Origin of the sequence: Nocardioides psychrotolerans, assembly GCF_943371775.1 — a bacterium.
Lineage (GTDB): Bacteria > Actinomycetota > Actinomycetes > Propionibacteriales > Nocardioidaceae > Nocardioides > Nocardioides psychrotolerans_A.
In genome coordinates this window covers 21338-45848 of the sequence record NZ_CALRWD010000029.1, presented here as the reverse complement: position 1 = coordinate 45848, position 24511 = coordinate 21338, and the positions used below count along the sequence as shown (strand labels likewise).

The 24511-nt window shown below is 70.3% G+C and carries 23 protein-coding genes and 1 tRNA gene; 22 read left to right on the top strand and 2 right to left on the bottom strand.

The features are described 5' to 3' along the window. Positions 1 to 1117, bottom strand: a 1117-nt coding sequence (locus AAG827_RS10530; RefSeq protein ID WP_341925901.1) for a hypothetical protein, incomplete at its 3' end; no start/stop codon positions are given. 199 nt (positions 1118 to 1316) lie between these two features. On the opposite strand from AAG827_RS10530, the gene AAG827_RS10525 reads away from it, so the two are divergent. Further along, a complete protein-coding gene (locus AAG827_RS10525) occupies positions 1317 to 3422 on the top strand; it encodes an acyltransferase family protein (RefSeq protein ID WP_341925900.1) in 2106 nt (701 codons plus the stop codon). Between the two features lie 24 nt (positions 3423 to 3446). Here the strand turns inward: AAG827_RS10525 and AAG827_RS10520 are convergent. Beyond that, positions 3447 to 3521, bottom strand: a tRNA-Arg gene (locus AAG827_RS10520). A gap of 87 nt (positions 3522 to 3608) precedes the next feature. Between AAG827_RS10520 and argS the strand changes: the two genes are divergently transcribed. From argS to AAG827_RS10415, 21 genes are all read left to right on the top strand, one after another. Continuing rightward, positions 3609 to 5273: an arginine--tRNA ligase gene (gene argS, locus AAG827_RS10515; RefSeq protein ID WP_341925899.1), complete on the top strand. Its 1665-nt coding sequence runs from the start codon at positions 3609 to 3611 to the stop codon at positions 5271 to 5273. A gap of 7 nt (positions 5274 to 5280) precedes the next feature. Beyond that, the gene (gene lysA, locus AAG827_RS10510; protein ID WP_341925898.1) at positions 5281 to 6684 is read left to right on the top strand and encodes a diaminopimelate decarboxylase; all 1404 of its coding nucleotides are present in this window, start codon (positions 5281 to 5283) and stop codon (positions 6682 to 6684) included. After that, entirely contained in the window at positions 6677 to 7984 is a 1308-nt protein-coding gene (locus AAG827_RS10505; protein WP_341925897.1) for a homoserine dehydrogenase, read from the top strand. The genes lysA and AAG827_RS10505 overlap by 8 nt, the downstream gene beginning before the upstream one ends. Further along, a complete protein-coding gene (thrC, locus tag AAG827_RS10500; RefSeq protein WP_341925896.1) occupies positions 7981 to 9060 on the top strand; it encodes a threonine synthase in 1080 nt (359 codons plus the stop codon). The genes AAG827_RS10505 and thrC overlap by 4 nt, the downstream gene beginning before the upstream one ends. Before the next feature lie 10 nt (positions 9061 to 9070). Continuing rightward, positions 9071 to 9979: a homoserine kinase gene (gene thrB / locus AAG827_RS10495; RefSeq protein WP_341925895.1), complete on the top strand. Its 909-nt coding sequence runs from the start codon at positions 9071 to 9073 to the stop codon at positions 9977 to 9979. Positions 9980 to 10231: 252 nt separating this feature from the next. Continuing rightward, positions 10232 to 12088 carry a transcription termination factor Rho gene (gene rho / locus AAG827_RS10490; protein ID WP_341925894.1) on the top strand — a complete coding sequence of 619 codons (1857 nt, stop codon included), beginning with the start codon at positions 10232 to 10234 and terminating at the stop codon, positions 12086 to 12088. 50 nt (positions 12089 to 12138) lie between these two features. Further along, the gene (locus AAG827_RS10485) at positions 12139 to 12522 is read left to right on the top strand and encodes a response regulator (RefSeq protein ID WP_309649517.1); all 384 of its coding nucleotides are present in this window, start codon (positions 12139 to 12141) and stop codon (positions 12520 to 12522) included. Between the two features lie 202 nt (positions 12523 to 12724). Continuing rightward, positions 12725 to 14296 carry an ATP-binding protein gene (locus AAG827_RS10480; protein WP_341925893.1) on the top strand — a complete coding sequence of 524 codons (1572 nt, stop codon included), beginning with the start codon at positions 12725 to 12727 and terminating at the stop codon, positions 14294 to 14296. Between the two features lie 111 nt (positions 14297 to 14407). Then, complete coding sequence (gene rpmE / locus AAG827_RS10475; protein ID WP_309649519.1) at positions 14408 to 14644, top strand: 50S ribosomal protein L31; 237 nt, start codon at positions 14408 to 14410, stop codon at positions 14642 to 14644. Between the two features lie 106 nt (positions 14645 to 14750). Further along, complete coding sequence (prfA, locus tag AAG827_RS10470; protein WP_341925892.1) at positions 14751 to 15824, top strand: peptide chain release factor 1; 1074 nt, start codon at positions 14751 to 14753, stop codon at positions 15822 to 15824. Continuing rightward, a complete protein-coding gene (gene prmC, locus AAG827_RS10465) occupies positions 15824 to 16666 on the top strand; it encodes a peptide chain release factor N(5)-glutamine methyltransferase (protein ID WP_341925891.1) in 843 nt (280 codons plus the stop codon). Before prfA ends, prmC begins: the two co-directional genes overlap by 1 nt. A gap of 4 nt (positions 16667 to 16670) precedes the next feature. Further along, positions 16671 to 17330: an L-threonylcarbamoyladenylate synthase gene (locus AAG827_RS10460; protein WP_341925890.1), complete on the top strand. Its 660-nt coding sequence runs from the start codon at positions 16671 to 16673 to the stop codon at positions 17328 to 17330. A 10-nt stretch (positions 17331 to 17340) separates the two neighbouring features. Then, a complete protein-coding gene (locus AAG827_RS10455; RefSeq protein WP_341925889.1) occupies positions 17341 to 18528 on the top strand; it encodes an MraY family glycosyltransferase in 1188 nt (395 codons plus the stop codon). Between the two features lie 48 nt (positions 18529 to 18576). Then, positions 18577 to 19035: a hypothetical protein gene (locus tag AAG827_RS10450; protein WP_341925888.1), complete on the top strand. Its 459-nt coding sequence runs from the start codon at positions 18577 to 18579 to the stop codon at positions 19033 to 19035. A gap of 30 nt (positions 19036 to 19065) precedes the next feature. Then, on the top strand, positions 19066 to 19317 hold the full coding sequence (locus AAG827_RS10445; RefSeq protein ID WP_341925887.1) for an AtpZ/AtpI family protein: 252 nt from the start codon (positions 19066 to 19068) through the stop codon (positions 19315 to 19317). 61 nt (positions 19318 to 19378) lie between these two features. Beyond that, a complete protein-coding gene (gene atpB / locus AAG827_RS10440; protein WP_341925886.1) occupies positions 19379 to 20203 on the top strand; it encodes a F0F1 ATP synthase subunit A in 825 nt (274 codons plus the stop codon). Positions 20204 to 20249: 46 nt separating this feature from the next. Further along, positions 20250 to 20456: an ATP synthase F0 subunit C gene (gene atpE, locus AAG827_RS10435; protein ID WP_341925904.1), complete on the top strand. Its 207-nt coding sequence runs from the start codon at positions 20250 to 20252 to the stop codon at positions 20454 to 20456. A 75-nt stretch (positions 20457 to 20531) separates the two neighbouring features. Next, positions 20532 to 21086: a F0F1 ATP synthase subunit B gene (locus tag AAG827_RS10430; RefSeq protein ID WP_341925903.1), complete on the top strand. Its 555-nt coding sequence runs from the start codon at positions 20532 to 20534 to the stop codon at positions 21084 to 21086. Positions 21087 to 21091: 5 nt separating this feature from the next. Then, complete coding sequence (locus AAG827_RS10425; RefSeq protein WP_341925885.1) at positions 21092 to 21895, top strand: F0F1 ATP synthase subunit delta; 804 nt, start codon at positions 21092 to 21094, stop codon at positions 21893 to 21895. Between the two features lie 58 nt (positions 21896 to 21953). Further along, positions 21954 to 23591, top strand: coding sequence for a F0F1 ATP synthase subunit alpha (gene atpA / locus AAG827_RS10420; protein ID WP_341925884.1), 1638 nt, complete (start codon positions 21954 to 21956; stop codon positions 23589 to 23591). A gap of 3 nt (positions 23592 to 23594) precedes the next feature. Further along, positions 23595 to 24509 carry a F0F1 ATP synthase subunit gamma gene (locus AAG827_RS10415; RefSeq protein ID WP_341925883.1) on the top strand — a complete coding sequence of 305 codons (915 nt, stop codon included), beginning with the start codon at positions 23595 to 23597 and terminating at the stop codon, positions 24507 to 24509. Positions 24510 to 24511 lie beyond the last annotated feature (2 nt).

Genomic DNA, 24511 nt, shown 5'->3' with positions numbered 1-24511 from the left:
CGTTGGGCACGTTGAGGCGCACGTTGCCGATCGTGGCGGACGTGAAGCCCTTGCCGGTCATGCCCTTCTGCAGGCCGCTGAAGGCGTACTTGATGCCGCTGAGCGTCACGCCGAGCTGGTCGTGGATGAGGCTGGCCGAGGCGGTGTTGATCGTGCGGGTCTTGCCCGCGGTGCCCTCGCAGGGGATGGAGCTCTGCGAGATGCCACCGAGCGAGACCAGGTCGCCCAGGGCGCTGAGCTCGAGGGCGGACATGGTGGAGCGGAAGACGCCGGCGGTGACCGGGCGGCTGATGCGGCTGCTGGCGCGACCGAGCTGGAGCACGGTCTCCTCGCCGGTGGCGTCGACGAGGACCTTCAGGGCGTAGGCCTCGGAGGAGGCGAAGTTCTTGCCGGTCTTGCCCGAGGCGGAGCCCAGGCTGATGCTGCCGAGGCCCGGGATCTCGAGCGGACCGGTGATGGTCTGCAGGAGGGTGATGACCTGGTTGACGATCTGCGCGATGGGCGCGGTCACCTGGTTGAGGATGTCGAGCAGCTGCTGGACCTCCTGCGGGATCGGGGACTCCTCGGGCAGCTCGAGGGACATGCCCTTGAACTTGAAGGAGTGCTCCTCGCGGAAGGCGCCCTTGCCGCCATTGGCCTTGGCGTCGAAGAAGGAGTCGGCGATCGACTGGAGGCCCTCGATCTTGAGGACAGGCGTCGCGATGCCGGCGACGGTGCCACCGAGCTTGATGTCGGCGACGGTGTTGACCGCGCGGACGCCGTTGATGCCCTTGGCGGCGTCGCGGTAGGTCTTGCTCTCGCTCGTCGAGGCGGCGACCTTGATCAGGTCGTTGCCGATCGCGAGGGGGACCGAGGCGATGGAGGGCTGGGCCTCGGAGACGCCGACCTTGCGGGTGCAGGGCATCTGGAGGTTGGCGTCACGGAGCGTGCGGAGCTCGACGTTGTTGACGCGGACCTTGGTGCCGAAGACGCTGGCCTTGTAGCCGAAGTTGGTCACGGCCGGCTTGGCGGCGGCGTCTGCCGGCGCGGCGACGGCGGGAAGCGTGGTGAGGCTGGCACTCAACCCGGCGGCGCAGGCGGCCGCGACAGCGACGGACCTGACGATCGAACTCTTCATGCGAATACTCCTATGGGGATGGCGAGGCGAGGGCACGGCCGAGTCCGCTCCCCCCTCAACGGGGGAGGGGCTCGGAGGTTATAGACACATCTAGACCAGTCATGGAGGGTCTGTTAAGCACGTCGCTCATGATGACGGTCGACCGACCCGCCGTCCCGGTTTTAGGGAGACCTCGCGCCGGTCGGTAAGGTCCCGCTGCGTGCAGGTGCATTTCCGGCAGGACATCCAGGGGCTCCGAGCCGTTGCGGTGACCCTGGTGGCCCTGGACCACGCCAACATCGGCCCCTTCCACGGCGGCTTCGTCGGGGTCGACGTCTTCTTCGTCATCTCCGGCTACCTGATCACCTCGCTGCTGCTGCGCGAGGCGGACCGGACCGGCACGGTCTCCCTGTCGAGCTTCTACGCGCGCCGCGCGCGCCGGATCCTGCCTGCCGCCCTGCTCGTCACCCTCGTGACGATCGTGCTGTCCGTCCTCTTCCTGGACGGCGCCCGCGCCCTGGCGGTGGGGGAGCAGGCCGTGTGGGTGACCTTCTTCGCGGCCAACATCAAGTTCGCCTCCGACGAGACCGACTACTTCGCGGCCGGCGAGCCCGTCTCCCCGTTGCAGCACTACTGGTCGCTGGCGGTGGAGGAGCAGTTCTACCTGCTCTGGCCACTGATCCTGATCGCGGCCCTGGCCCTGCTCTCGAGACGCGTCGGCGGACCGCGCAAGGCCGCTGCGCTGGTGCTCGGTGTCGTCGTGGTCGCGTCGTTCGCCTGGTCGCTGCACCTCACCGCGACCAACCCGCTGGCGGCCTACTTCTCGACCCCGGCGCGGGCCTACGAGCTCGCGCTCGGCGCACTCGCCGCCGCCGGTACGCCGTACCTCTCGCGGTTGCGGGTCCCGAGGCTGCCGTTCCTGCTGGCCCTCGCCTCATGGGTGGGCATCGGCCTGGTCGCCTGGTCGGCGCTGGTCTTCACCGAGACCACGCCGTTCCCCGGCTCCGCGGCGGCCGTCCCGACCATCGGCACGGCCCTGCTGCTGCTGGGCGGCATCGAACGGGTGGCCCGCTGGGGACCCCAGCGGCTGCTGTCGCTGCCGCCGATGCGGGTCGTGGGGGACTGGTCCTACTCGTTCTACCTGTGGCACTGGCCGCTGATCATCGTGGCCGACTACCAGCTCGGGGAGGTCTCCGGCTTCCGTGGCGGCTCCGTGCTCCTCGTGGCCCTGGCGCTCAGCGCCTCCACCTACACGTGGGTCGAGACGCCCTTCCGGACCAGGAAGGTCTGGAGCGTCGGCAAGACGCGCGCGCTGCTCCTCTATCCCGCGACGGTCCTGATCGTGCTGCCGTCGGTGGCCGTCGCCAACCACGTCGTGCGGTCCGGCTCCGAGGACGGCGGCGCGGCGATCTCCCTGACCACCTACGGCCAGGACCCCTCCGACCCGCCGGCCCGCTTCGACGACGACCCCTTCGTCGCCCTGGTCGAGGCGTCGGTCCTGGCCGCGGAGAACGAGATGGCGATGCCGGGCGACCTCCAGCCCAACCCGCTCGACCTGAAGGAGAGCACCGCGTCGCTCGGCGACTGCGACTACATCGGGATCGACACCGAGGACCTCGAGCTGTGCCCGCGCGGGGACACCGACGGCGACCAGGTGATGGTCGTCTTCGGCGACTCCCACGCGCGGCAGTGGGTGCCCGCGCTGGAGGCGATCGCCGAGGACCAGGGCTACCTGCTCTACGTCCTCGTGCGTGACGGCTGCCCCTCGATCGACCAGACCCCGGTGACCACCTCGGGCGGCGCCAGCGTGGGGTGCCAGGAGTTCCAGGACTGGGCCTTCGACACCATCGACGAGCTCCAGCCCGACCTCACCGTCCTGGCGACCGACGCCAACGAGCGCGGCTTCGTCGTCGACGGCGAGGTCGTCGACGACGACACGAGCGTCGCGGTCCTCGTGGAGTCCGGGATGGAGGCCACGATCGAGCGGGTGCAGCCCTCCAGCGGTCGCACGATCCTGATCGGAGACCCCCCGATCCACAAGACCAGCCCCGTCGACTGCCTGACCCGTGACGACCCGACCCTGCTGGGCTGCCTGTCGGAGCCCACCCGTCGCTCCGAGCGGATGATGCGCGCCACGAAGCGGGCTGCCGAGAGCACCGGGGCCGACTTCATCATCACGCGGCCGTGGTTCTGCGTGGAGGACAGGTGCCCCACGGTGGTCGGTCGGATGGTGACGCACCGTGACGTCGAGCACATCACCGTGGAGTACGCCACCTACCTCGCCCCGAAGCTGGCGGAGAAGATGGAGCTCGAGTTCGACGGCTGAGCCGTCGCGAGCGGGTGGAGAAGGTGGTACCCCCGGCAGGATTCGAACCTGCGCTTTCGCCTCCGGAGGGCGACGCTCTATCCCCTGAGCTACGGGGGCCCGGGGTGCGGGACGACCTTACAGGCGCCGGTGTCCGAGGGTGAAACCGGTTCGGAGTCCAGGGTGCCCCGCCGATAGGCTGGACCGGTGACTCCTGAGCAGCTCTCCACCGCGATCGTCGATGTCCTGACGACCCTGTCCACCACGGGTGAGGTCGCCCTGCCGGACGGTGTCCCGACGGCGGTCACGGTGGAGCGACCCCGTCAGAAGGGGCACGGCGACTACGCGACCAACGTCGCGTTGCAGCTGGGCAAGAAGGCCGGGATGAACCCCCGTGCGTTCGCCGAGCTCGTCAAGGCAGGACTCGAGGCAGTCGATGGCGTCGCCGAGGTCGAGGTGGCCGGGCCCGGCTTCCTCAACATCACCGTGGCGGCCGGCGCCCAGGGCCTCGTCGCGCAGCAGGTCGTCGCCGCCGGTTCCTCCTACGGCGCCACGGAGGCGTTCGCCGGAGAGAAGATCAACCTCGAGTTCGTCTCGGCCAACCCCACCGGCCCGCTGCACATCGGCGGCGTGCGGTGGGCCGCGGTCGGTGACGCCCTCGGCCGGATCTTCACCATGACCGGCGCCGAGGTCACCCGGGAGTACTACTTCAACGACCACGGCGCCCAGATCGACCGCTTCAGCCGCTCGCTGCTCGCGAGCGCGAAGGGCGAGCCGGCGCCGGAGGACGGCTACGGCGGGCAGTACATCCACGACATCGCCAGGGCGGTCCTCGAGAAGCGGCCCGACGCCCTCGACCAGTCGGCCGAGGACTCCCTCGAGGCCTTCCGCGAGGTCGGCGTCGACATGATGTTCGCCGAGATCAAGCAGAGCCTGCACGACTTCGGCGTCGACTTCGACGTCTACTTCCACGAGGACGAGCTGCACAGGAGCGGCGCGGTGGCCCGCGCCGTCGAGCGACTCACCGCGCTCGGCAGCACCTACGAGAAGGACGGCGCACTCTGGCTCGCCACCGAGAAGTACGGCGACGACAAGGACCGCGTCATCATCAAGTCCGACGGTGAGGGTGCCTACCTCTCCGGCGACCTGGCCTACTACCTCGACAAGCGCGAGCGCGGCTTCGACCGCTGCTTCATCATGCTCGGCGCCGACCACCACGGCTACGTCTCGCGCATGATGGCGATGTGCGCCGCCTTCGGCGACAAGCCCCACGAGAACCTCGAGATCCTCATCGGGCAGATGGTCAACCTGCTCAAGGACGGCGAGCCGATGCGCATGTCCAAGCGCGCCGGCACCGTGGTGACCATCGACGACCTCGTCGACGCGATCGGCGTCGATGCCGCGCGCTACGCCCTCGCCCGTTACAGCAGCGACTCCAACATCGACCTCGACCTCGGCCTGTGGACCAAGGCGGCCGGCGAGAACCCCGTGTTCTACGTCCAGTACGTCGCCGCGCGCACCTGGCGCCTGCTGCACAACGGGGCCGACCTCGGCGTCCTGCCGGCATCCGACGACTTCGACCCGAGCCTGCTCTCCCACGAGAAGGAGGGCGACCTGCTGCGCGCGCTCGCGGACTTCCCGCGCGTCGTCACCGCCGCTGCCGAGCTGCGCGAGCCGCACCGCGTCGCGCGCTACCTCGAGGACACGGCCGGCTCCTTCCACCGCTTCTACGACAGCTGCCCGGTCCTGCCCAAGGGCGACGAGGAGCCGACCGAGCTGCACCGCGCCCGGCTGCTGCTGGTGCAGGCGACCCGGACGGTCTTCGAGAACGGCCTGGCGCTGCTCGGCGTCACCGCGCCCGAGCGGATGTGAGCGCGCGATGACGCACGAAGCAGGGTGGGCCCACGCGCCCGGTGCCCTCAGGCTCCCGTCGTGGCTGCGCGAGCCGAGCGACCCCAACGAGCTGGTCCCGCTGCTGTGGTCGAGCACCACGCGCAAGGTCGAGGGCGACCTGACCGTCGGCGGCGTGGCGCTGGCCGACCTCGCTGCCGAGTTCAACACCCCGGCCTACGTCCTCGACGAGGACGACTTCCGGGCCCGGGCCCGCGCCTTCCGCGACGCCTTCGCCGACTACGACGTCTACTACGCCGGCAAGGCGTTCCTCTGCACGACGATCGCCCGCTGGGTGGCCGAGGAGGGCCTGCACCTCGACGTCTGCTCGCCGGGCGAGCTCACGGTCGCGCTGCGCGCCGGGGTCGACCCCGCGCGCATCGGCTACCACGGCAACAACAAGTCCCACCCCGAGCTGCGTCGCGCCGTCGACGCGGGCGTCGGGCGGATCATCGTCGACAGCTTCATCGAGATCGAGCGGCTCGCCCAGGTCGCGGCCGACCTCGGCACGACGGCCTCCGTGATGATCCGGGTGACCGCCGGGGTCGAGGCCCACACCCACGAATACATCGCGACCGCCCACGAGGACCAGAAGTTCGGTTTCTCGATCACCTCCGGCGACGCCCTCGAGGCCGCGCGCCGCGTGGTCGCGGCCGAGGGTCTCGAGCTGCTGGGCCTGCACTCCCACATCGGCAGCCAGATCTTCGACTCCAGCGGCTTCGAGGTCGCGGCCCGACGGGTGCTCGCGCTGCACGCCCGGGTCGCGAGCGAGGTCGGTCTGACCATGCCCGAGATGGACCTCGGAGGTGGCTTCGGCATCGCCTACACCACCCAGGACGACCCGTCGGAGCCCGCGCAGCTGGCCATCGAGATGAGCAAGATCGTCGAGCACGAGTGCCGCGCGCTCGGCATCGAGCAGCCCCGGCTCTCCATCGAGCCCGGCCGCGCGATCGTCGGTCCCTCGATGTGCACCGTCTACACCGTCGGCACGGTCAAGCCCGTGGCGCTCGACGGTGGCGCCGTGCGCACCTACGTCTCGGTCGACGGCGGGATGAGCGACAACATCCGCACCGCCCTCTACGACGCCGACTACTCCTGCACGCTCGCCTCGCGTGTCTCGCAGGCGCCGCCCATGCTGGCGCGCGTCGTCGGGATGCACTGCGAGGCGGGCGACATCGTGGTCAAGGACGAGTTCCTGCCGTCCGACCTGATGCCGGGTGATCTACTGGCGGTGCCCGGCACGGGTGCCTACTGCCGGTCCATGGCCTCCAACTACAACCATGCTCTCCGGCCCCCGGTGATCGCGGTGAAGGACGGGGTCGCACGCGTGGTCGTGCGACGCGAGACGATCGATGACCTGTTGGCGACGGATGTGGGTGCAGTAGATGGATAAGCGGTCATTGCGGGTCGCGGTGCTCGGGTGCGGCTCGGTGGGCTCCCAGGTGGTGCGGCTGCTCCTGGAGCAGGCCACCGACCTCGAGGCGCGCGTCGGTGCGCGGGTCGAGCTCGCCGGGGTCGCCGTACGACGGATCGACGCGGCGCGCGACGTCGACGTGCCCGAGGGACTACTGACGACCGACGCCGCGGGGCTGGTGGCCCGCGACGACGTCGACCTGGTCGTCGAGGTGATCGGGGGCATCGAGCCGGCCCGGTCGCTGATCCTGTCCGCGCTCGAGCACGGTGCCTCCGTGGTCACGGCCAACAAGGCCCTGCTCGCCGAGGACGGCCCGACGCTCTTCGAGGCGGCCGAGAAGGCCGGCCGCGACCTCTACTACGAGGCCGCCGTCGCCGGTGCCATCCCGATCCTGCGACCGCTGCGCGAGTCGCTCGCCGGCGACCGGGTCACGCGGGTGCTCGGCATCGTCAACGGCACCACCAACTTCATCCTCGACAAGATGGACACCTCGGGAGCCGGCTTCGGCGAGGCCCTCGAGGAGGCCCAGGAGCTCGGCTACGCCGAGGCCGACCCCACGGCCGACGTCGAGGGCTTCGACGCCGCCGCCAAGGCCGCGATCCTCGCCTCCCTGGCGTTCCACTCCCGGGTGACGGCCTCCGACGTCTACCGCGAGGGCATCTCGGAGGTCACCGCCGCCGACGTGCAGTCCGCCCGCGAGATGAACAGCGTCGTCAAGCTGCTGGCGATCTGCGAGCTCCGGGCCGTCGCCGGGGGCGACGACGCGGTCTCCGTGCGCGTGCACCCCGCGATGATCCCGCGCTCGCACCCGCTGGCGAGCGTGCGTGAGGCCTACAACGCGGTGTTCGTGGAGTCCGAGGCCGCCGGCCAGCTGATGTTCTACGGCCCCGGCGCCGGTGGCTCGCCCACCGCCTCGGCGGTGCTCGGCGACCTGGTCACCGTGGCCCGCAACCACCTCGCGGGCACTCGCGGGGTGGGGGAGTCCGCCTACGCCGACCGAGCGGTCCTGCCGATGGGCGAGACCCGCACCCGCTACCACGTCGCGATCGACGTCGACGACCGCGCCGGGGTGCTGGCCTCGGTGGCCCTCGCCTTCGCCGAGCACGACGTCTCGATCCAGACGGTGCGCCAGGAGGGACGCGGGGACGACGCCCAGCTCGTCGTCGTCTCGCACGAGGCCACCGATGCCCAGCTCAGCGCCACCGTCGAGCACCTGCGAGGCATGGACAACGTCCGCGAGGTCACCTCGGTGATGCGGGTCGAGGGAGAGACCGAATGAGCACCGTGACCCGCACCCACCAGTGGCGAGGCGTGATCGAGGAGTACCGCCCGCTGCTCGACATCCCCGAGGGCACGCCCGCGGTCACCCTGCGGGAGGGCGGCACGCCGTTGGTCTTCTCCGAGTGGCTCTCCGGCCTGACCGGGGCCGAGGTCTGGCTCAAGGTCGAGGGCAACAACCCCACCGGCTCCTTCAAGGACCGCGGCATGACGACCGCGATCTCGGTCGCCAAGGCCGACGGTGCGGAGGCCGTCGTGTGCGCCTCGACGGGCAACACGTCGGCGGCGATGGCCGCCTATGCCGCCAAGGCCGGGCTCAAGCCGCTGGTGCTCGTCCCCGAGGGCAAGATCGCCGCCGGCAAGATGGCCCAGGCGATCGTCCACGGCGCCCAGGTGATCATGGTGCGCGGCAACTTCGACCACTGCCTGACCCTGGCCCGCCAGCTCGCCTGGGACTATCCCGTCGCCCTGGTCAACTCGGTCAACCCGGTGCGGCTCGAGGGCCAGAAGACGGCCGCCTTCGAGATCGCCGACTTCCTCGGCGACGCCCCCGACTACCACCTCCTGCCGGTCGGCAACGCGGGCAACATCGCCGCCTACTGGCTGGGCTACACGCAGTACCACTCGCTCGGCATGACCACCCGGACGCCCGTCATGCGCGGCTTCCAGGCCGAGGGCGCCTCGCCGCTCGTGACCGGCGAGCCCTTCCCCGACCCGGAGACGAAGGCAACCGCGATCCGGATCGGCAACCCCGCCTCGTGGAAGCTCGCCGAGGCTGCGCGCAACGAGTCAGGTGGGCGCTTCGCGGCCGTCAGTGACGACCAGATCCTCTCGGCGCAGCGCGAGCTCGCCTCGCGCGACGGCGTCTTCGTCGAGCCGGCCTCGGCCGCCGGCATCGCGGGCATCCTTCAGGAGCTCGCCGCCGGTGAGTCCTACGCGGGCTCCACGGTCGCCATCACGGTCACCGGCCACGGGCTCAAGGACACCGCGACCGCGCTGGAGGGCGTGGGCGCGCTCGTCGACACCGTCATCGACGCCGACGTGACCGCTGCGGCCCAGGCCGCCGGTCTCGCCTGAGGAGGCGAGGGTGGTGACGTTCGTCGAGGGGCCCGTGCGCGTCTCGGTGCCGGCTACCTCGGCCAACCTCGGCCCGGGGTTCGACTCGCTCGGCCTCGCGCTCGACCTGCGCGACCACCTCGAGGGGGAGGTCGTCGCGGAGGGGCTGGTCGTCGAGGTGACGGGTGCCGGCGCCGGCGCCGTACCCCTCGACGAGACGCACCTCGTCGTCCGCTCCATGCGCGCGGCGTTCGACCGCCTCGGCGGTCAGCCGTCGGGACTGCGGCTCTCGTGCACCAACGTCGTGCCCCACGCCCGTGGGCTGGGGTCCTCGTCGGCCGCCATCGTCGGCGGCGTCTTCCTGGCCCGCTCGCTCGTCGCCGGGGGAGCGCTGCTCCTCGACGACGACGCGCTCTTCCGGCTCGCCGCCGACCTGGAGGGGCACCCCGACAACGTCGCGCCCGCCATGCACGGCGGCTTCGTGATCTCGGGACACCAGGACGGCGACTTCTACGCCGTCGACTCCTCGGTCGATCCGCGCGTGAGCGCTGTCGTCTTCATCCCGCCCACCCCCGTCTCGACCGAGGTGGCGCGCGGGCTCCTGCCGGCGCAGGTGCCCCACGCGGAGGCGGCGGCCGATGCCGGCCGCACGGCGCTCCTCGTGGCCGCGCTGGCCGGCAGCCCCGAGCACCTGTGGCTGGCCACGCGCGACTACCTCCACCAGGACTACCGTCGCCCGGCCATGCCGGAGTCCCTCGAGCTCGTCGACCGGCTGCGCGCCGACGGCGTCGCTGCCGTGGTCTCCGGGGCCGGTCCCACGGTGCTGGCGTTCAGCGACGGCGTGGACAGCGCCGGCACCGAGGCCCTCCTCGGTCGGGCGCCCCGGGGCTGGCAGGTGCTGGCGCTCGCGGTCGACCGCGACGGCGTACGACCCGCCTGAGCGGACCCGCCCGTGTGGCCGCGATCGCAGTGATACATTGACCGCGCGTCAGCCCCTCTCGACGCAGCCCCTTCGTGTGACCACGGCCCGCCAGGGCAGTCGATCCGCGAGGAGCACCCACCCCTTCCTTGGCTCGTGCGGAGCATCCGCACGACCCGTCCGTCTCCTGCGCGAGCGACGACGAGGCAGGGCCCCGACATGTAGCCGTGGGTGATCACCCAGTGCGGCACTGATACGTGGGAAGGACCTCACGTGACCGAGACCATCGATTCCTCCACCGCCCCTGACGCTGCCGCGTCGGCTCCCAAGAAGCGTGGTGGCGGGCTCAACTCCCTGCTGCTCGCCGACCTGAAGTCGATGGCCGGCGGCATGGGCATCTCCGGCGCCAAGACGATGAAGAAGGCCCAGCTCGTCGACGCCATCAAGGCTGCCCAGTCGGGTGGCCAGTCGGGTGGCCAGTCGGCCCCGGTCAAGGTCGAGAAGTCGGCCGACAAGGCTGCCGAGACGCCCGCCGACAAGGCTGCCGAGACGCCCGCCGAGACGCCCGGCGCCTCCGCACCTGTCGTCACCCGGACCGAGCGGACCCGCCGCACCCGGGACCGCCAGCAGGACCGTGAGGAGCCCACCCAGCGCGACGGCGACCGTGAGGCGCAGGCCCAGCGCGACCGTGAGGCGCAGCCCAACCGCGACCGCGAGGCGCAGGCCAACCGCGACCGTGAGGCGCAGGCCAACCGCGACCGCGAGGCGCAGGCCAACCGCGACCGCGACCGTGATCGTCAGCAGGATCGCAACCCGCAGGATCGCACCCCCCAAGACCGTGGTCAGCAGGACCGTGGCCAGCAGGACGCGCAGGGCGAGGAGGGCGGCGGCCGCAACCGTCGCCGTCGCGGCCGCGACCGCAACAACCGTCAGGCCGGGCCTGTCGGAGCGGGCCGCAACGAGCCCGACACCACGGTCCTCGAGGACGACGTGCTGGTCCCGGCGGCCGGCATCCTCGACGTGCTCGACAACTACGCCTTCGTGCGCACCAGCGGCTACCTCCCCGGCACCGAGGACGTCTACGTCTCGCTGTCGATGGTCCGCAAGTACGGCCTGCGTCGGGGCGACGCGATCCTCGGCCAGGTGCGCCAGCCCCGCGAGGGCGAGGGCAAGGCCAAGTTCAACCCGATGGTGCACATCGAGAGCGTCAACGGGGCCGACCCCGAGACCGCCAAGAACCGGGTGGAGTTCCAGAAGCTGACGCCGCTCTACGCGTCGGAGCGACTGCGTCTCGAGACCGAGCCGGGCAACCTCATCGGCCGTGTCATCGACATCGCCGCGCCGATCGGCAAGGGACAGCGGGGGCTCATCGTGTCGCCGTCCAAGGCCGGCAAGACGATGATCATGCAGTCGATCGCCAACTCGATCACGACCAACAACCCCGAGTGCCACCTCATGGTGGTCCTGGTCGACGAGCGTCCCGAGGAGGTCACCGACTTCGAGCGCTCCGTCAAGGGCGAGGTCATCTCCTCGACCTTCGACCGCCCGGCCTCCGACCACACCATGGTGGCCGAGCTGGCCATCGAGCGGGCCAAGCGCCTCGTGGAGCTCGGCCACGACGTCGTGGTGCTGCTCGACGGCATCACCCGGCTGGGTCGCGCCTACAACCTCGCCGCTCCCGCGAGTGGTCGCATCCTGTCCGGTGGCGTCGACTCGGCTGCTCTCTACCCGCCGAAGAAGTTCTTCGGGGCCGCCCGCAACATCGAGAACGGCGGCTCGCTGACGATCCTGGCCACGGCCCTGATCGAGAGCGGCTCGAAGATGGACGAGGTGATCTTCGAGGAGTTCAAGGGCACCGGCAACATGGAGATCCGGCTGCGCCGCGACTTCGCCGACAAGCGCATCTTCCCCGCGATCGACGCCGTGCAGTCGGGCACCCGCCGCGAGGAGCTCCTGATGAGCAAGGAGGAGCTGGCCATCATCTGGAAGCTCCGCCGCGTGTTGTCCGGGCTCGACAGCCAGCAGGCGCTCGAGCTTCTCCTGGAGCGACTGAAGAAGTCCCAGAACAACATGGAGTTCCTGCTCCAGGTCCAGAAGACCACGCCGACGGCAGGCGGCTCGGACGACTGAGTCCGACCGGGGCTAGGCTGACCGCACAACCACCAGGGGAGAGGGACGACGTGGCACGCATCGTGGTCGCTGATGACGACGTGGACATCCGCGAGCTCGTCGAGTTCAAGCTGTCGACGCTCGGACACGAGATCGTCGCCGTCGGCGACGGAGCCGCGGCCGTGGAGGCCTGCCAGGCGCAGCGTCCCGACCTGGCGGTGCTCGACGTGATGATGCCCGGCACCTCGGGGCTCGACGCCATCCGGCTGATCCGCGCCGACCCGGCGCTTGTCGACCTCCCGGTCATCCTGCTGACGGCCCGGGCCCAGGAGTCCGACGTCGAGACCGGGTTCGACTCCGGCGCCGACGACTACATCACCAAGCCGTTCAGCCCCCGCGAGCTCGCGTCGCGGGTCGAGGCCCTGCTCGCCCGGGCCCAGGGCGGCGTCTCCTAGGGAGCCCCCGCTCCCGGGGCCCGCCGAGCTGCCTGGACCACCCCACGCGTTGTCCCACGAGGGACCCCGGTCACCGAGTACCGTTGCTCTCGGCGGTGGGGGCCGCCGTTCGTGAGGGGGGACCGTGGTCGCAGCAGTGCGCAGCACACCGTCTCCGCGACCGACCCCGCGGCCGGCGAGGTCCCCGGGGAAGCCTCCGAAGGTGGAGCGCGGTCGGTCGGTAGCCCGCCTCGTCGGGCCGGTGTTCTTCCGCGTCGGCATGCTGGTCGCGGCGATGGCGGCGATCTGCGTGGTGGGGGTGGTCCTCTCGGTGCGCTCCGTGGACCACCTGACCGACGACGTCGAGCGGTCGGCCGACGCCAACGCCGCGGTGCTCCTCGACGTCACCGAGATGGACGCCGCCGTGGGCGCCTGGGTGCAGAGCGGCCAGGCAGCGTCTCGCGACGACTACACGCAGGCCTTCCGGCGGCTGCCGGCCGACCAGGAGATCGTCCGTCGCCTGACGGCGGGCGACGCCGAGCTGGACCTGCTGGTCACCCGGCTCGAGGACACCGTGCAGGCCTGGGTCGACGGCTACGCGGCGCCCCGCATCGTCGCGGAGGGCGGTGCCGGGTCCTTCGCGCCCCAACGCTTCCGGGTCGGGCGCGAGCTCTTCTCCGAGGTCACCACCGCCCACGCCGAGACGGAGAGCGCGCTCTCCTCCCGGATCCGCGACGCCCGCCAGGAGGCGACCCTGCGGCTGCGCGGCACGATCGGCGGGGTCCTCCTGCTGGCGATCGCCGCGTGGGTGGTGATCGGGCGGTCGCGCCGGCGTCTGCTGGCGGAGCTCTCCGAGCCGCTGCTGGCCCTCGAGGCTGCCGTGCAGAAGATGACCAAGACCGACCTCGACGCCCGGGCTCCGGCCGGCGGCCCCAAGGAGGTCCGCGCGGTCGCGATCGCCCTCAACGACTACGCCGACGGGCAGAGCCGTGCCCGTGCGGTCGAGGGACGCATCCAGAACGAGCTGCGGGTGCTCGACACCGCCAAGGACGACTTCGTCTCCAACGTCTCCCACGAGCTCCGCACGCCCCTGACCACCATCAGCGGCTATCTCGAGATGGTCGCCGAGGAGTTCGAGGACCGCATCGAGCCGCGCCACGAGCGGATGCTCGAGGCCACCCGGCGCAACGTCACCCGGCTCAAGACCCTGATCGACGACCTGCTCGCGCTGTCCAAGGCGGAGAGTCGCGCGACCGACCTCGAGGCCTCCGACGTCATCTCGATGGTCCGTGATGCCGTGACCGACGTGCGGATCACCGGGGCCCGGCGCGGCATCCGCATCGACGTGGTCGTCCCCGACCAGCCCCTGCTGGTGCTCTCGGACCGCGCCATGCTCCAGCGCGCCCTGCTCAACGTGCTGTCCAACGCGGTGAAGTTCAGCCACGACGACGGCGTCATCGAGGTCGTCGTGGGTCGACACCTCGACGAGCAGGTCGAGATCATGGTCCGCGACCACGGCATCGGGATCCCTCGCGCCGAGCTGGACCGTCTCGGCACCCGCTTCTTCCGCGCGTCCAACGCCGTGACCAACGAGATCGCCGGGACGGGACTGGGGCTGCGCATCGTGCAGACCATCATCGACAAGCACGCCGGCGACGTCATGATCGAGTCGACCGAGGGGGAGGGCACCGCGGTGTTCATCCGCCTTCGTCTGCACGGCCCCGCCCAGCCCGTCGAGACGCTGCCGGAGTCGGCTCCCGAGGCGACCCAGCCCCTCACCTCAGCGGGGAATTAGGCAGCACTCGGCGACGTTACCTATCATCGTCAGCTGGTTCCGGTTCACGCTCCCGCAGTCAGCGGGGACGACCCGGCGGCCCTCCCAGCAATGGGAACAGAGAGGACAGTCATGAAGAAGGACATCCACCCCGACTACGTCGTCACCGACGTCACCTGCACCTGCGGCGCGCAGTTCACCACGCGCAGCACCTCGACGGGCGGCTCCATCCGCACCGACGTCTGCTCGCAGTGCCACCCGTTCTACACCGGCAAGCAGAAGATCCTCGACACCGGCGGCCGCGTCGCCCGCTTCGAGGCGCGCTACGCCAAGAAGGCCGCGGCCCCGTCCGAGGCCGACGCCAAGTAGCAACCTCCGAGCGCCGACCCGCTGCCTCCATGCAGTGGGTCGGCGCTCGTGATTTGTCCCCAGCACCCCGCACCAGCCCGCCACCACGACCACCACAGGAGTCCTCATGTTCGAGGCCGTCGAGGGCTACCTCGCTGAGCACAGCGAGCTCGAGACCCGACTGGGTGCTCCCGAGACGCATGCCGACGCCCGCCTGGCCAAGCGGCTCAACCAGCGCTACTCCGAGCTGAGCGCCATCATCGCGGCCTGGCGCGAGTGGCAGGCCTTCGACGGCGACATCGAGGCCGCGCGCGAGCTCGCGGCCGAGGACCCCACCTTCGCCGGCGAGGTCGATGCCCTGGTGGCCGGTCGTGTCCAGGCGGAGGAGCGCGTGCGCTACCTGCTGATCCCGCGGGACCCGGCCGACGACAAGGACACGCTGCTGGAGATCAAGTCGGGGGAGGGCGGCGAGGAGTCGGCACTCTTCGCCGGGGACCTGCTGCGGATGTACACGCGCTACGCCGAGGCCCGGGGGTGGCGCACCGAGCTGATCGACGCCACCGAGTCCGACCTCGGCGGCTACAAGTCGGCCACGGTCGCCGTGAAGGCCAAGGGCACTCCGGCCCCGGGGGAGGGCCCCTTCGCCCAGCTCAAGTTCGAGGGCGGCGTCCACCGCGTCCAGCGGGTGCCCGTCACGGAGTCGCAGGGTCGCGTCCACACGAGCGCCGCCGGTGTCCTCGTGCTGCCCGAGGCCGAGCAGATCGACGTCACGATCGACGACAACGACCTGCGCATCGACGTCTACCGCAGCAGCGGACCCGGTGGCCAGAGCGTCAACACCACCGACTCCGCGGTCCGCATCACCCACGTCCCGACGGGCATCGTGGCCAGCTGCCAGAACGAGAAGAGCCAGCTGCAGAACAAGGAGAGCGCGATGCGCATCCTGCGCGCCCGACTCCTGGCCGCCGCGCAGGAGGAGGCGGACGCCGAGGCGAGCGAGGCGCGGCGCAGCCAGATCCGCACGGTCGACCGCTCCGAGCGGATCCGCACCTACAACTACCCCGAGAACCGGATCTCCGACCACCGCACCGGCTACAAGTCCTACAACCTCGACCAGGTGCTCGACGGCGACCTCCAGCCGGTCCTCGACTCCTGCATCCAGGCCGACCTCGACGCCCGCCTCGCGGCGCTCGAGGACTGATGGAGCCGCGTCGGCGGCTGCTGACAGCCGCGAGCGACCAGCTCCGCTCCGCCGGGGTGGCCAGCCCCGAGCACGACGCAGCGGAGCTGCTCGCCCACGTCCTGGGCAGCGAGCGCTCACGCCTCGTCCTGGTCGACGAGGTCGCCGACGACGTCGCCGAGGCGTACGCCGTGCTGGTGGCACGTCGTGCCGCTCGCGAGCCGCTGCAGCACCTGACCGGCGTCGCCTGGTTCCGCCACGTCGAGCTCCGCGTCGGCCCCGGCGTCTTCGTGCCCCGGCCGGAGACGGAGCTGCTGGCCGGGTGGGCGATCGAGCAGGCGTCCGCGCTGGAGTCTCCCGTGGTGCTCGACCTCTGCACGGGCTCCGGCGCGATCGCCAAGTCGATCGCCGACGAGGTGCCCTCCGCGCAGGTGCACGCGGTCGAGCTCGACGAGCAGGCGCTGGACTGGGCGGCGCGCAACCTCGCGGGCACCGGGGTCGACCTACGGCACGGCGACCTCGCGACCGCCTTCGACGACCTGGTCGGCCAGGTCGACGTGATCGCCTGCAACCCGCCCTACATCCCGCTCGACGCGTGGGAGTCCGTCGCCGTCGAGGCCCGCGACCACGACCCGCACCTGGCGCTCTTCTCCGGCGACGACGGGCTGGACGCGATGCGGGTCCTCGAGGAGCGAGCCGCGCTGCTGCTGAGGCCCGGCGGGGTCGTCGGCGCCGAGCACGCGGACGCCCAGGGGGAGCTCGCACCCGCGGTGTTCGAGCGGACGCGGCGCTGGACCGACGTACGAGATCATCGCGATCTGGCCGGGCGAGCGCGCTTCGTGACGGCGCGACTGGCACGATGAGGCCGTGAGCGAGCGTTACGCGACCGAGAGTCCCGACGAGCTGGAGTCCGCGATCGAGGCGGCGAGCCTGGCCGTCCAACGCGGACTGCTGATCGTCCTGCCGACCGACACCGTCTACGGCGTCGGTGCCGACGCCTTCGAGCCCGACGCCGTCGCGTCCCTGCTCGAGGCCAAGGGGCGTGGGCGCGACATGCCACCCCCGGTCCTGGTCAGCTCGGCGACCACCATCGACGCGCTCGCGGTCAAGGTGCCCGGCTATGCCCGGGCGCTGGTCGAGGCTTTCTGGCCCGGCCCCCTGACCTTGGTGTGCCACCAGCAGCAGTCCCTGCAGTGGGACCTCGGCGACACCCGCGGCACGGTCGCGATCCGGATGCCCGACCACCCCGTCACGCTCGAGATCCTCGAGCGCACCGGTCCGCTCGCCGTCAGCTCGGCCAACCGCACGGGCATGCCCGCCGCCACCGACGCCGACCAGGCCGAGGACATGCTCGGCGACTCCGTCGCGGTCATCGTCGACGCGGGGGAGTCCCCGGTCGGCCAGGCCTCGACCATCGTCGACGTCACCGGCAGCCAGGGCCGCATCCTGCGCCGCGGGGCCCTCTCGCTGGAGGAGCTCAACGAGGTCCTCGAGCCGTTGGGCGCGACGCTCACGGACGAGGAGTGAGGGAGCAGGCATGAGGGAGTACCTCCTGGTCTTCCTCGTCGCCGCGTCCGTCACCTACCTCCTGACGGTCGTCGCCCGCGAGATCGCGCTGCGCACCGGGGCGGTGGCCCAGGTGCGCGACCGCGACGTGCACGCCGAGCCGATCCCCTACCTCGGCGGCATCGCGATGCTGGGCGGGCTCGTGGCGGCCTACGTCGTGGCGCGCGAGCTGCCCTTCCTCTCCAACGGAGGGCCGTTCGTCTTCGAGGACGCCAAGATCGTGCTCATCGCCGGGGCGATGGTCTGCGGCATCGGGGTCCTCGACGACATCTTCGACCTCGACGCCCTCACGAAGTTCGGGGGACAGGTCCTGGCGGTCGGGCTGCTCATCTACTCCGGTCTCCAGTTCAACTTCTTCCCCCGTCCCGACGGTTACCAGCTGGCGCTCGACCCGGCCCAGGGAGCCCTGCTGACGCTCGTCGTGGTGGTCGCGACCGTCAACGCGGTCAACTTCGTCGACGGGCTCGACGGTCTCGCCGCCGGGGTGGTCGGCATCGGGGCCGCGGCGTTCTTCCTCTTCAGCTATCAGCTGGCCAACCTCAACGGTGCCAGCCTGGCCACGACCGCGGCCCTGCTCTCGGCGTCCCTGGCGGGGGCCTGCACGGGGTTCCTGGCCCACAACTTCCACCCCGCCCGGCTCTTCATGGGCGACAGCGGCTCGATGCTGATCGGCCTGGTGCTCTCGACCACGGCGCTGACGATCACCACGCAGTTCCGTGGCAACGAGCTCACCCAGGGCGCCGACGGCTCCCAGGCCAGCCTGCTGCCCTTCCTCCTGCCGCTCGCGCTGCCGGTCCTCATCCTGATCGTGCCGCTGGCCGACCTCGTCCTCGCCGTCGTACGACGCACGCGGGCCGGCCGCTCGCCCTTCGCCCCGGACAAGCAGCACCTGCACCACCGGCTGCTGGAGATCGGGCACTCCCACCGCCGCGCGGTGGCCATCATGTGGCTCTGGGCGGCCCTGATCGCCTTCGGCACGGTGCTCGCCAGCCTCTACACCGGTCCCCGGATGTGGGGGTCCCTGGGTGTCATGGCAGCGGTGACGCTCGTGCTCACGTTCGTGCTCCCACGCTTCGCCAAACCCCTCACCGAGCCGCTCGCCGGAGCGCCCGGTGAGGGGCTTCCGCCGTCCGATGCGGAGCGCTCCGAGACCTTGTGATAGTTTTCACGAGCACCCCGAACGACCTCCACAGAACGGCCGCCAATGATGACGACCGAGGCTCCCCGCACCGGACAGGTTGACCGCGACAGCGGTGTCAGCGTGCTCCTCGGTGCGGCGGCATCCGCCGTGGTCCTGGGGCTCCTCGCCGTTGTCGTCGGCGCCCTCGTGAGCGGCTCCGCAGCCGCCCTCGGCGCCCTAGTCGGCACCCTCCTGGTCGTCGGGATCCTCGGTTTCGGCTCCTTCGTCGTCAACGTCGTCGCGGGCCTGGTGCCCACGCTCGCGCTGATGGTCGCGATGACGACCTACGTGCTCCAGGTGGTGCTCATGGGCCTGGTGTTCGCGGTCCTCTCCGGCAGCGGCCTGCTCGACACGACGCTCGACCGCGGCTGGCTCGCGGGCGCGGTCATCGGCGGCACCGCGATCTGGCTCGTGAGCCAGGTCCTGCTGACCACGCGCCGCCGGATTCCGGTCTACGAGCTGCCCACCGAGGGGGGTGCGCGATGACCACCAGCGACTGCTATTGTCCGGTTCGCGATGGCTCAGGAGATTCCCCCCGGGGAGCACGACGACGGACCACGCGGAGATCCCTGGAATGCTTTCGGCTACCTGGTCTCCGGGGTCCTGCTCTACGGTCTCGCCGGATGGCTCCTCGATCGCTGGCTGGGCACGACCTTCCTGGTAGCGATCGGCATCCTGCTGGGCGCGATCCTCGGGACCTACCAGACCTGGGCACGCTTCCGGATCCCGGACAGCACCGCCACGACCACGCAGAAGAAGCAGCAGTAGTGCACGAGAACGTAGTGAAGACACAGGAGACACGTTGAGCGGCATCGGCAGCGCACTTCTCATGCAGGGAAGCATCCGGACCGAGGGTGGGGAGGGCTTCACGCCTCCCGGACCCGCGGACTTCGACCTTCCCCCCGTATTCGGCGGCGGCTCGTCGTTCTCCTTCATGGGACAGGAGTTCGTGCTCGGCGTCACCAAGCCGATGCTCCAGGTCGTCTTGTCGGGCGTGCTGATCTTCGCCTTCTTCTACCTGGCCTCGCGCAAGCGCGCCATGGTCCCGGGCAGGCTGCAGTTCGTCGGCGAGGAGACCTACGGCTTCGTGCGCAACTCGCTGGGCCGCGACATCATCGGCAGCCACGACTTCCGCCGCTTCACGCCCTACCTCTTCACGTTGTTCACGTTCATCTTGCTGAACAACCTCTTCGCCTCGATCCCGTTCATCCAGTTCCCGACCTTCTCCCGCTCGGGGATGGTCTACGGGCTGGCGGTCATGAGCTGGATCATCTACAACTACGCCGGCATCAAGAAGCACGGCTTCGTCGGCTACATGAAGCTCCAGTGCGTGCCTGCGGGCATCAAGGGCCCGATCCTTGCCCTGCTCATCCCGCTCGAGTTCATGTCCAACATCCTCGTCCGGCCCGTCACCCTCGCGCTGCGACTCTTCGCCAACATGTTCGCCGGCCACCTGCTGCTGATCCTGTTCGCGCTCGGAGGTGAGTACCTCATCGTCGAGATGGGTGCCGCCTACGCCCCGGTCGGCATCCTCGCGTGGGTGCTGTTCGTGGCCGTTGCCTTCCTGGAGATCCTGATCCAGTTCCTCCAGGCGTATGTGTTCGTCCTGCTCAACGCCATGTACATCTCAGGTGCTCTCGCTGACGAGCACTGAGCTGACGTAAGAACCAACCGAAAGGAAGAATGCCGTGGAAGGCACTCTGAACGGCTCGCTCAACATGATCGGCTACGGCCTGGCGGCCATCGGCCCCGGTATCGGTATCGGTCTGATCTTCGCGGCCTACATCAACGGCGTCGCCCGCCAGCCCGAGGCCCAGTCGCGCCTGCAGTCGATCGCGATCCTCGGATTCGCGCTCGCCGAGGCCCTGGCCATCATCGGTATCGCCCTCGCGTTCGTCCTCAGCTGACCTCGTCGACCCTGACGTAGGCCACCGACCGAACACGAAGGATCTGCCATGCAGACACAGAACCCCACGCACGTGGTGAGGGCCGCCGAGGGAGAGCTCAACCCGCTCGTCCCTCACCTCGCCGAGATCGGGCTGTCGCTCGTCGTCTTCGGGATCCTCTTCTTCCTGGTGAAGAAGTTCGTGGTCCCGGCGTTCGAAGCGACCTATGCCGAGCGCACCACCGCGATCGAGGGTGGGCTCGCGGCTGCCGAGACCAAGCAGGCCGAGGCCGACGCCAAGCTCGCCGAGCTCGAGAAGCAGCTCGGCGACGCTCGGCACGAGGCCGCGCGCATCCGCGAGGAGGCGCGTGAGCAGGGTGCCCAGATCCTGGCGGAGATGCGGGAGCAGGCCCAGGCCGAGTCCACCCGCATCGTCGACCACGGCAAGGCGCAGATCGAGGCGGAGCGCCAGCAGGCGGTCACCTCGCTCCGTGCCGAGGTGGGCGCGCTCGCGACCGGCCTGGCCGGTCGCATCGTGGGTGAGAGCCTGGAGGACGACGAGCGCTCCGCGCGCGTGGTCGACCGGTTCCTCGCCGACCTGGAGGCCATCGAGACGACCGGAGCCGGCACCACCGGCAACGGGGCGGTCTGATGTCCATGCGTGGCGCTTCTGCCGAGGCCGTGGCCGGTCTGCACGACCGGCTCGGCCAGGTGGCGACCCCGAGCACCGCTCTGGGTCAGGACCTCTTCGGGGTCGCGGGCGTCCTCCGGTCGGAGCCCGCCCTGCGGCGCCTGGCCACGGACGTCTCCACGGACTCCGCGGCCAAGTCCGGCCTGGTGCGCTCCATCTTCGAGGGCAAGATCGACGGGGTCGCGCTCGACCTCGTCGCCGATGCCGTCGCGCGTCGCTGGACCGCGACGCGTGACCTCGCGGACGCACTCGAGCAGCTCGGGGTGGTGACGGTCGTCCGATCGGCCGGCAGCACGCCGGCCGAGGGCAGCCGTCTCTCCGACGAGCTGTTCGGGATCGGTCAGACGATCAACGACAACCCGGAGCTGCGCAGCGCCCTGGGTGACCCCGCTCGCTCGGGCGACGACAAGCGGGCGCTGCTGCGCTCGCTGCTCGAGGGCAAGGTGCTCCCCGAGTCGCTGGTCCTCGCGGAGCAGGCGCTCTCGGGTGCCTACCGCACGGTGGGTCTCGCGATCGCCGACTACCAGAAGATCGCGGCCTCGGTCCACGAGGAGAGCGTCGCCCGGGTGCGTGTCGCCCAGGAGCTCTCCACCGCTGACCGCGACCGTCTCCAGCGAGCGCTCACGCGCCAGTACGGCCGCGAGGTCCACCTCGACGTGCTGGTCGACCCGTCCCTCCTCGGAGGCATGCGGATCGAGATCGGCGACGACGTCATCGACGGCACGGTCGTGGCGCGCATCGACGAAGCACGACGGAAGCTGGCCGGCTGATCGCCGGCTCCCCGCCCCACCACACGATTTTCACCAGAGTCCAAGAGAGTAGGCAGACATGACGGAGCTTTCGATCCGTCCGGACGAGATCCGGGACGCGCTGCAGAAGTTCGTTTCCGACTACAAGCCGGAGGCCGCCGGCAAGGAAGAGGTCGGCACCGTGGCCGAGGCCGGCGACGGCATCGCGCGGATCAGCGGTCTGCCCTCGGCCATGGCCAACGAGCTCCTCGAGTTCGAGGACGGCACGCTGGGCCTGGCCCTCAACCTCGACACCCGCGAGATCGGCGCCGTCGTCCTCGGTGACTTCGACAAGATCGAGGAGGGTCAGACCGTGCGCCGCACGGGCGAGGTCCTCTCGGTCCCCGTCGGCGAGGGCTACCTCGGTCGCGTGGTCGACCCGCTCGGCAACCCGATCGACGGCCTGGGCGACATCGAGACCGACGGCCGTCGTGCGCTCGAGCTCCAGGCCCCCTCCGTCATGGAGCGCAAGTCGGTGCACGAGCCGCTCGCCACGGGCATCAAGGCGATCGACGCCCTGACCCCGATCGGCCGCGGCCAGCGCCAGCTGATCATCGGTGACCGCGCGACCGGCAAGACCACGGTCGCCATCGACACGATCATCAACCAGAAGCAGTACTGGGACTCCGGTGACCCGACGAAGCAGGTGCGCTGCATCTACGTCGCCATCGGCCAGAAGGGCTCGACCATCGCCTCCGTGCGTGGCGCCCTCGAGGAGGCCGGCGCGCTGGAGTACACCACCATCGTCGCCGCCCCCGCGTCCGACAGTGCCGGCTTCAAGTACCTCGCCCCCTACACCGGCTCGGCCATCGGCCAGCACTGGATGTACGACGGCAAGCACGTCCTCATCGTGTTCGACGACCTGACCAAGCAGGCCGAGGCCTACCGCGCCGTGTCGCTGCTGCTGCGTCGCCCGCCGGGCCGCGAGGCCTACCCCGGCGACGTGTTCTACCTCCACAGCCGGCTGCTCGAGCGGTGCGCGAAGCTCTCCGACGACCTCGGTTCCGGCTCGATGACGGGCCTGCCCATCGTCGAGACCAAGGCCAACGACGTCTCGGCGTTCATCCCGACCAACGTCATCTCGATCACCGACGGCCAGATCTTCTTGCAGTCGGACCTCTTCGCCGCCAACCAGCGCCCGGCCATCGACGTCGGTGTCTCGGTGTCGCGTGTGGGTGGTGCCGCCATGACGAAGGCGATGAAGAAGGTCACCGGCTCGCTGAAGGTCGACCTGGCGCAGTTCCGCGCCATGGAGGCTTTCGCCATGTTCGCCTCCGACCTCGACGCGGCCTCGCGTCAGCAGCTCGATCGCGGCTCGCGCCTGATGGCGCTGCTCAAGCAGCCGGCCTACTCGCCCTACCCCCTCGCCGAGATGACCGTCTCGCTGTGGCTGGGCACCAGTGGCCGTCTCGACCGCGTCCCGGTCGAGGACGTGCTCCGTTTCGAGCGCGAGTTCCTCGACTACCTGCGTCGCTCGCACGACGGCATCCTGGCCGCCATCCGCGAGTCGATGAAGTTCGAGGACGAGACCGAGTCCTCGCTCTCCGACGCCTACGACTCCTTCCTCAACGAGTTCGAGACCTCCGAAGGTGGCTCGATCAAGGTCGGCCACGAGGCCCCGGCCGAGGCGCTGGAGGACGAGGACCAGGAGCAGATCGTCAAGCAGAAGCGAGGCTGACCCATGGCCCTCTCGCTGCGTGAGTACCGCGCGCGGATCAAGTCGACGGAGTCGATGAAGAAGATCACGCGCGCCATGGAGCTCATCGCTGCGTCCCGCATCATCAAGGCGCAGCAACGAGCACAGGCGGCAGCGCCCTACGCTCGTGAGCTGACGCGTGCGGTGTCGGCCGTCGCGACGTTCTCCAACGTCGACCACCCGTTGACGCGCGAGGAGGACAACCCCGTGCGGGCTGCCGTCCTCATCGTGACCAGCGACCGTGGTCTCGCCGGGGCCTACTCCTCGAGCGTGCTCAAGGAGGCCGAGCGCCTCGCCGAGAAGCTGCGCGGCGAGGGCAAGGAGATCGACTGGTACATCTGCGGTCGCAAGGGCGAGGCCTACTTCAGGTTCCGCCAGCGTCCCGTGGTCCAGTCGTGGACCGGCTTCTCCGACCAGCCCTCCTACGAGGTCGCGGCGGAGGTCGGGCGTGCCCTGATCGAGTCGTTCCTCAAGGAGCAGGGCGAGGAGGGTGACGTGGACGAGGTCCACGTCGTCTACACCCGCTTCCGCTCGATGCTCACGCAGGAGCCCACCGCGGTGCGGCTGCTGCCGCTCGAGGTCGTGGAGGGTGAGGAGGCACCTGAGAAGCACGAGGTGCTCCCGCTCTACGAGTTCGAGCCCTCGGCCGAGGCCGTCCTCGACGGCCTGCTCCCGCAGTACGTCCAGAGTCGGATCTTCTTCTCCCTGCTGCAGGCGGCGGCCTCCGAGCTCGCCGCCCGCCAGAAGGCGATGAAGTCCGCCACAGACAACGCCGACGAGCTCATCAAGAAGTACACCCGTATCGCCAACCAGGCCCGCCAGGCCGGCATCACCCAGGAAATCAGCGAGATCGTCGGTGGCGTCAACGCGCTGGCCGACGCCAACTCCGGGAACGAGTGAGA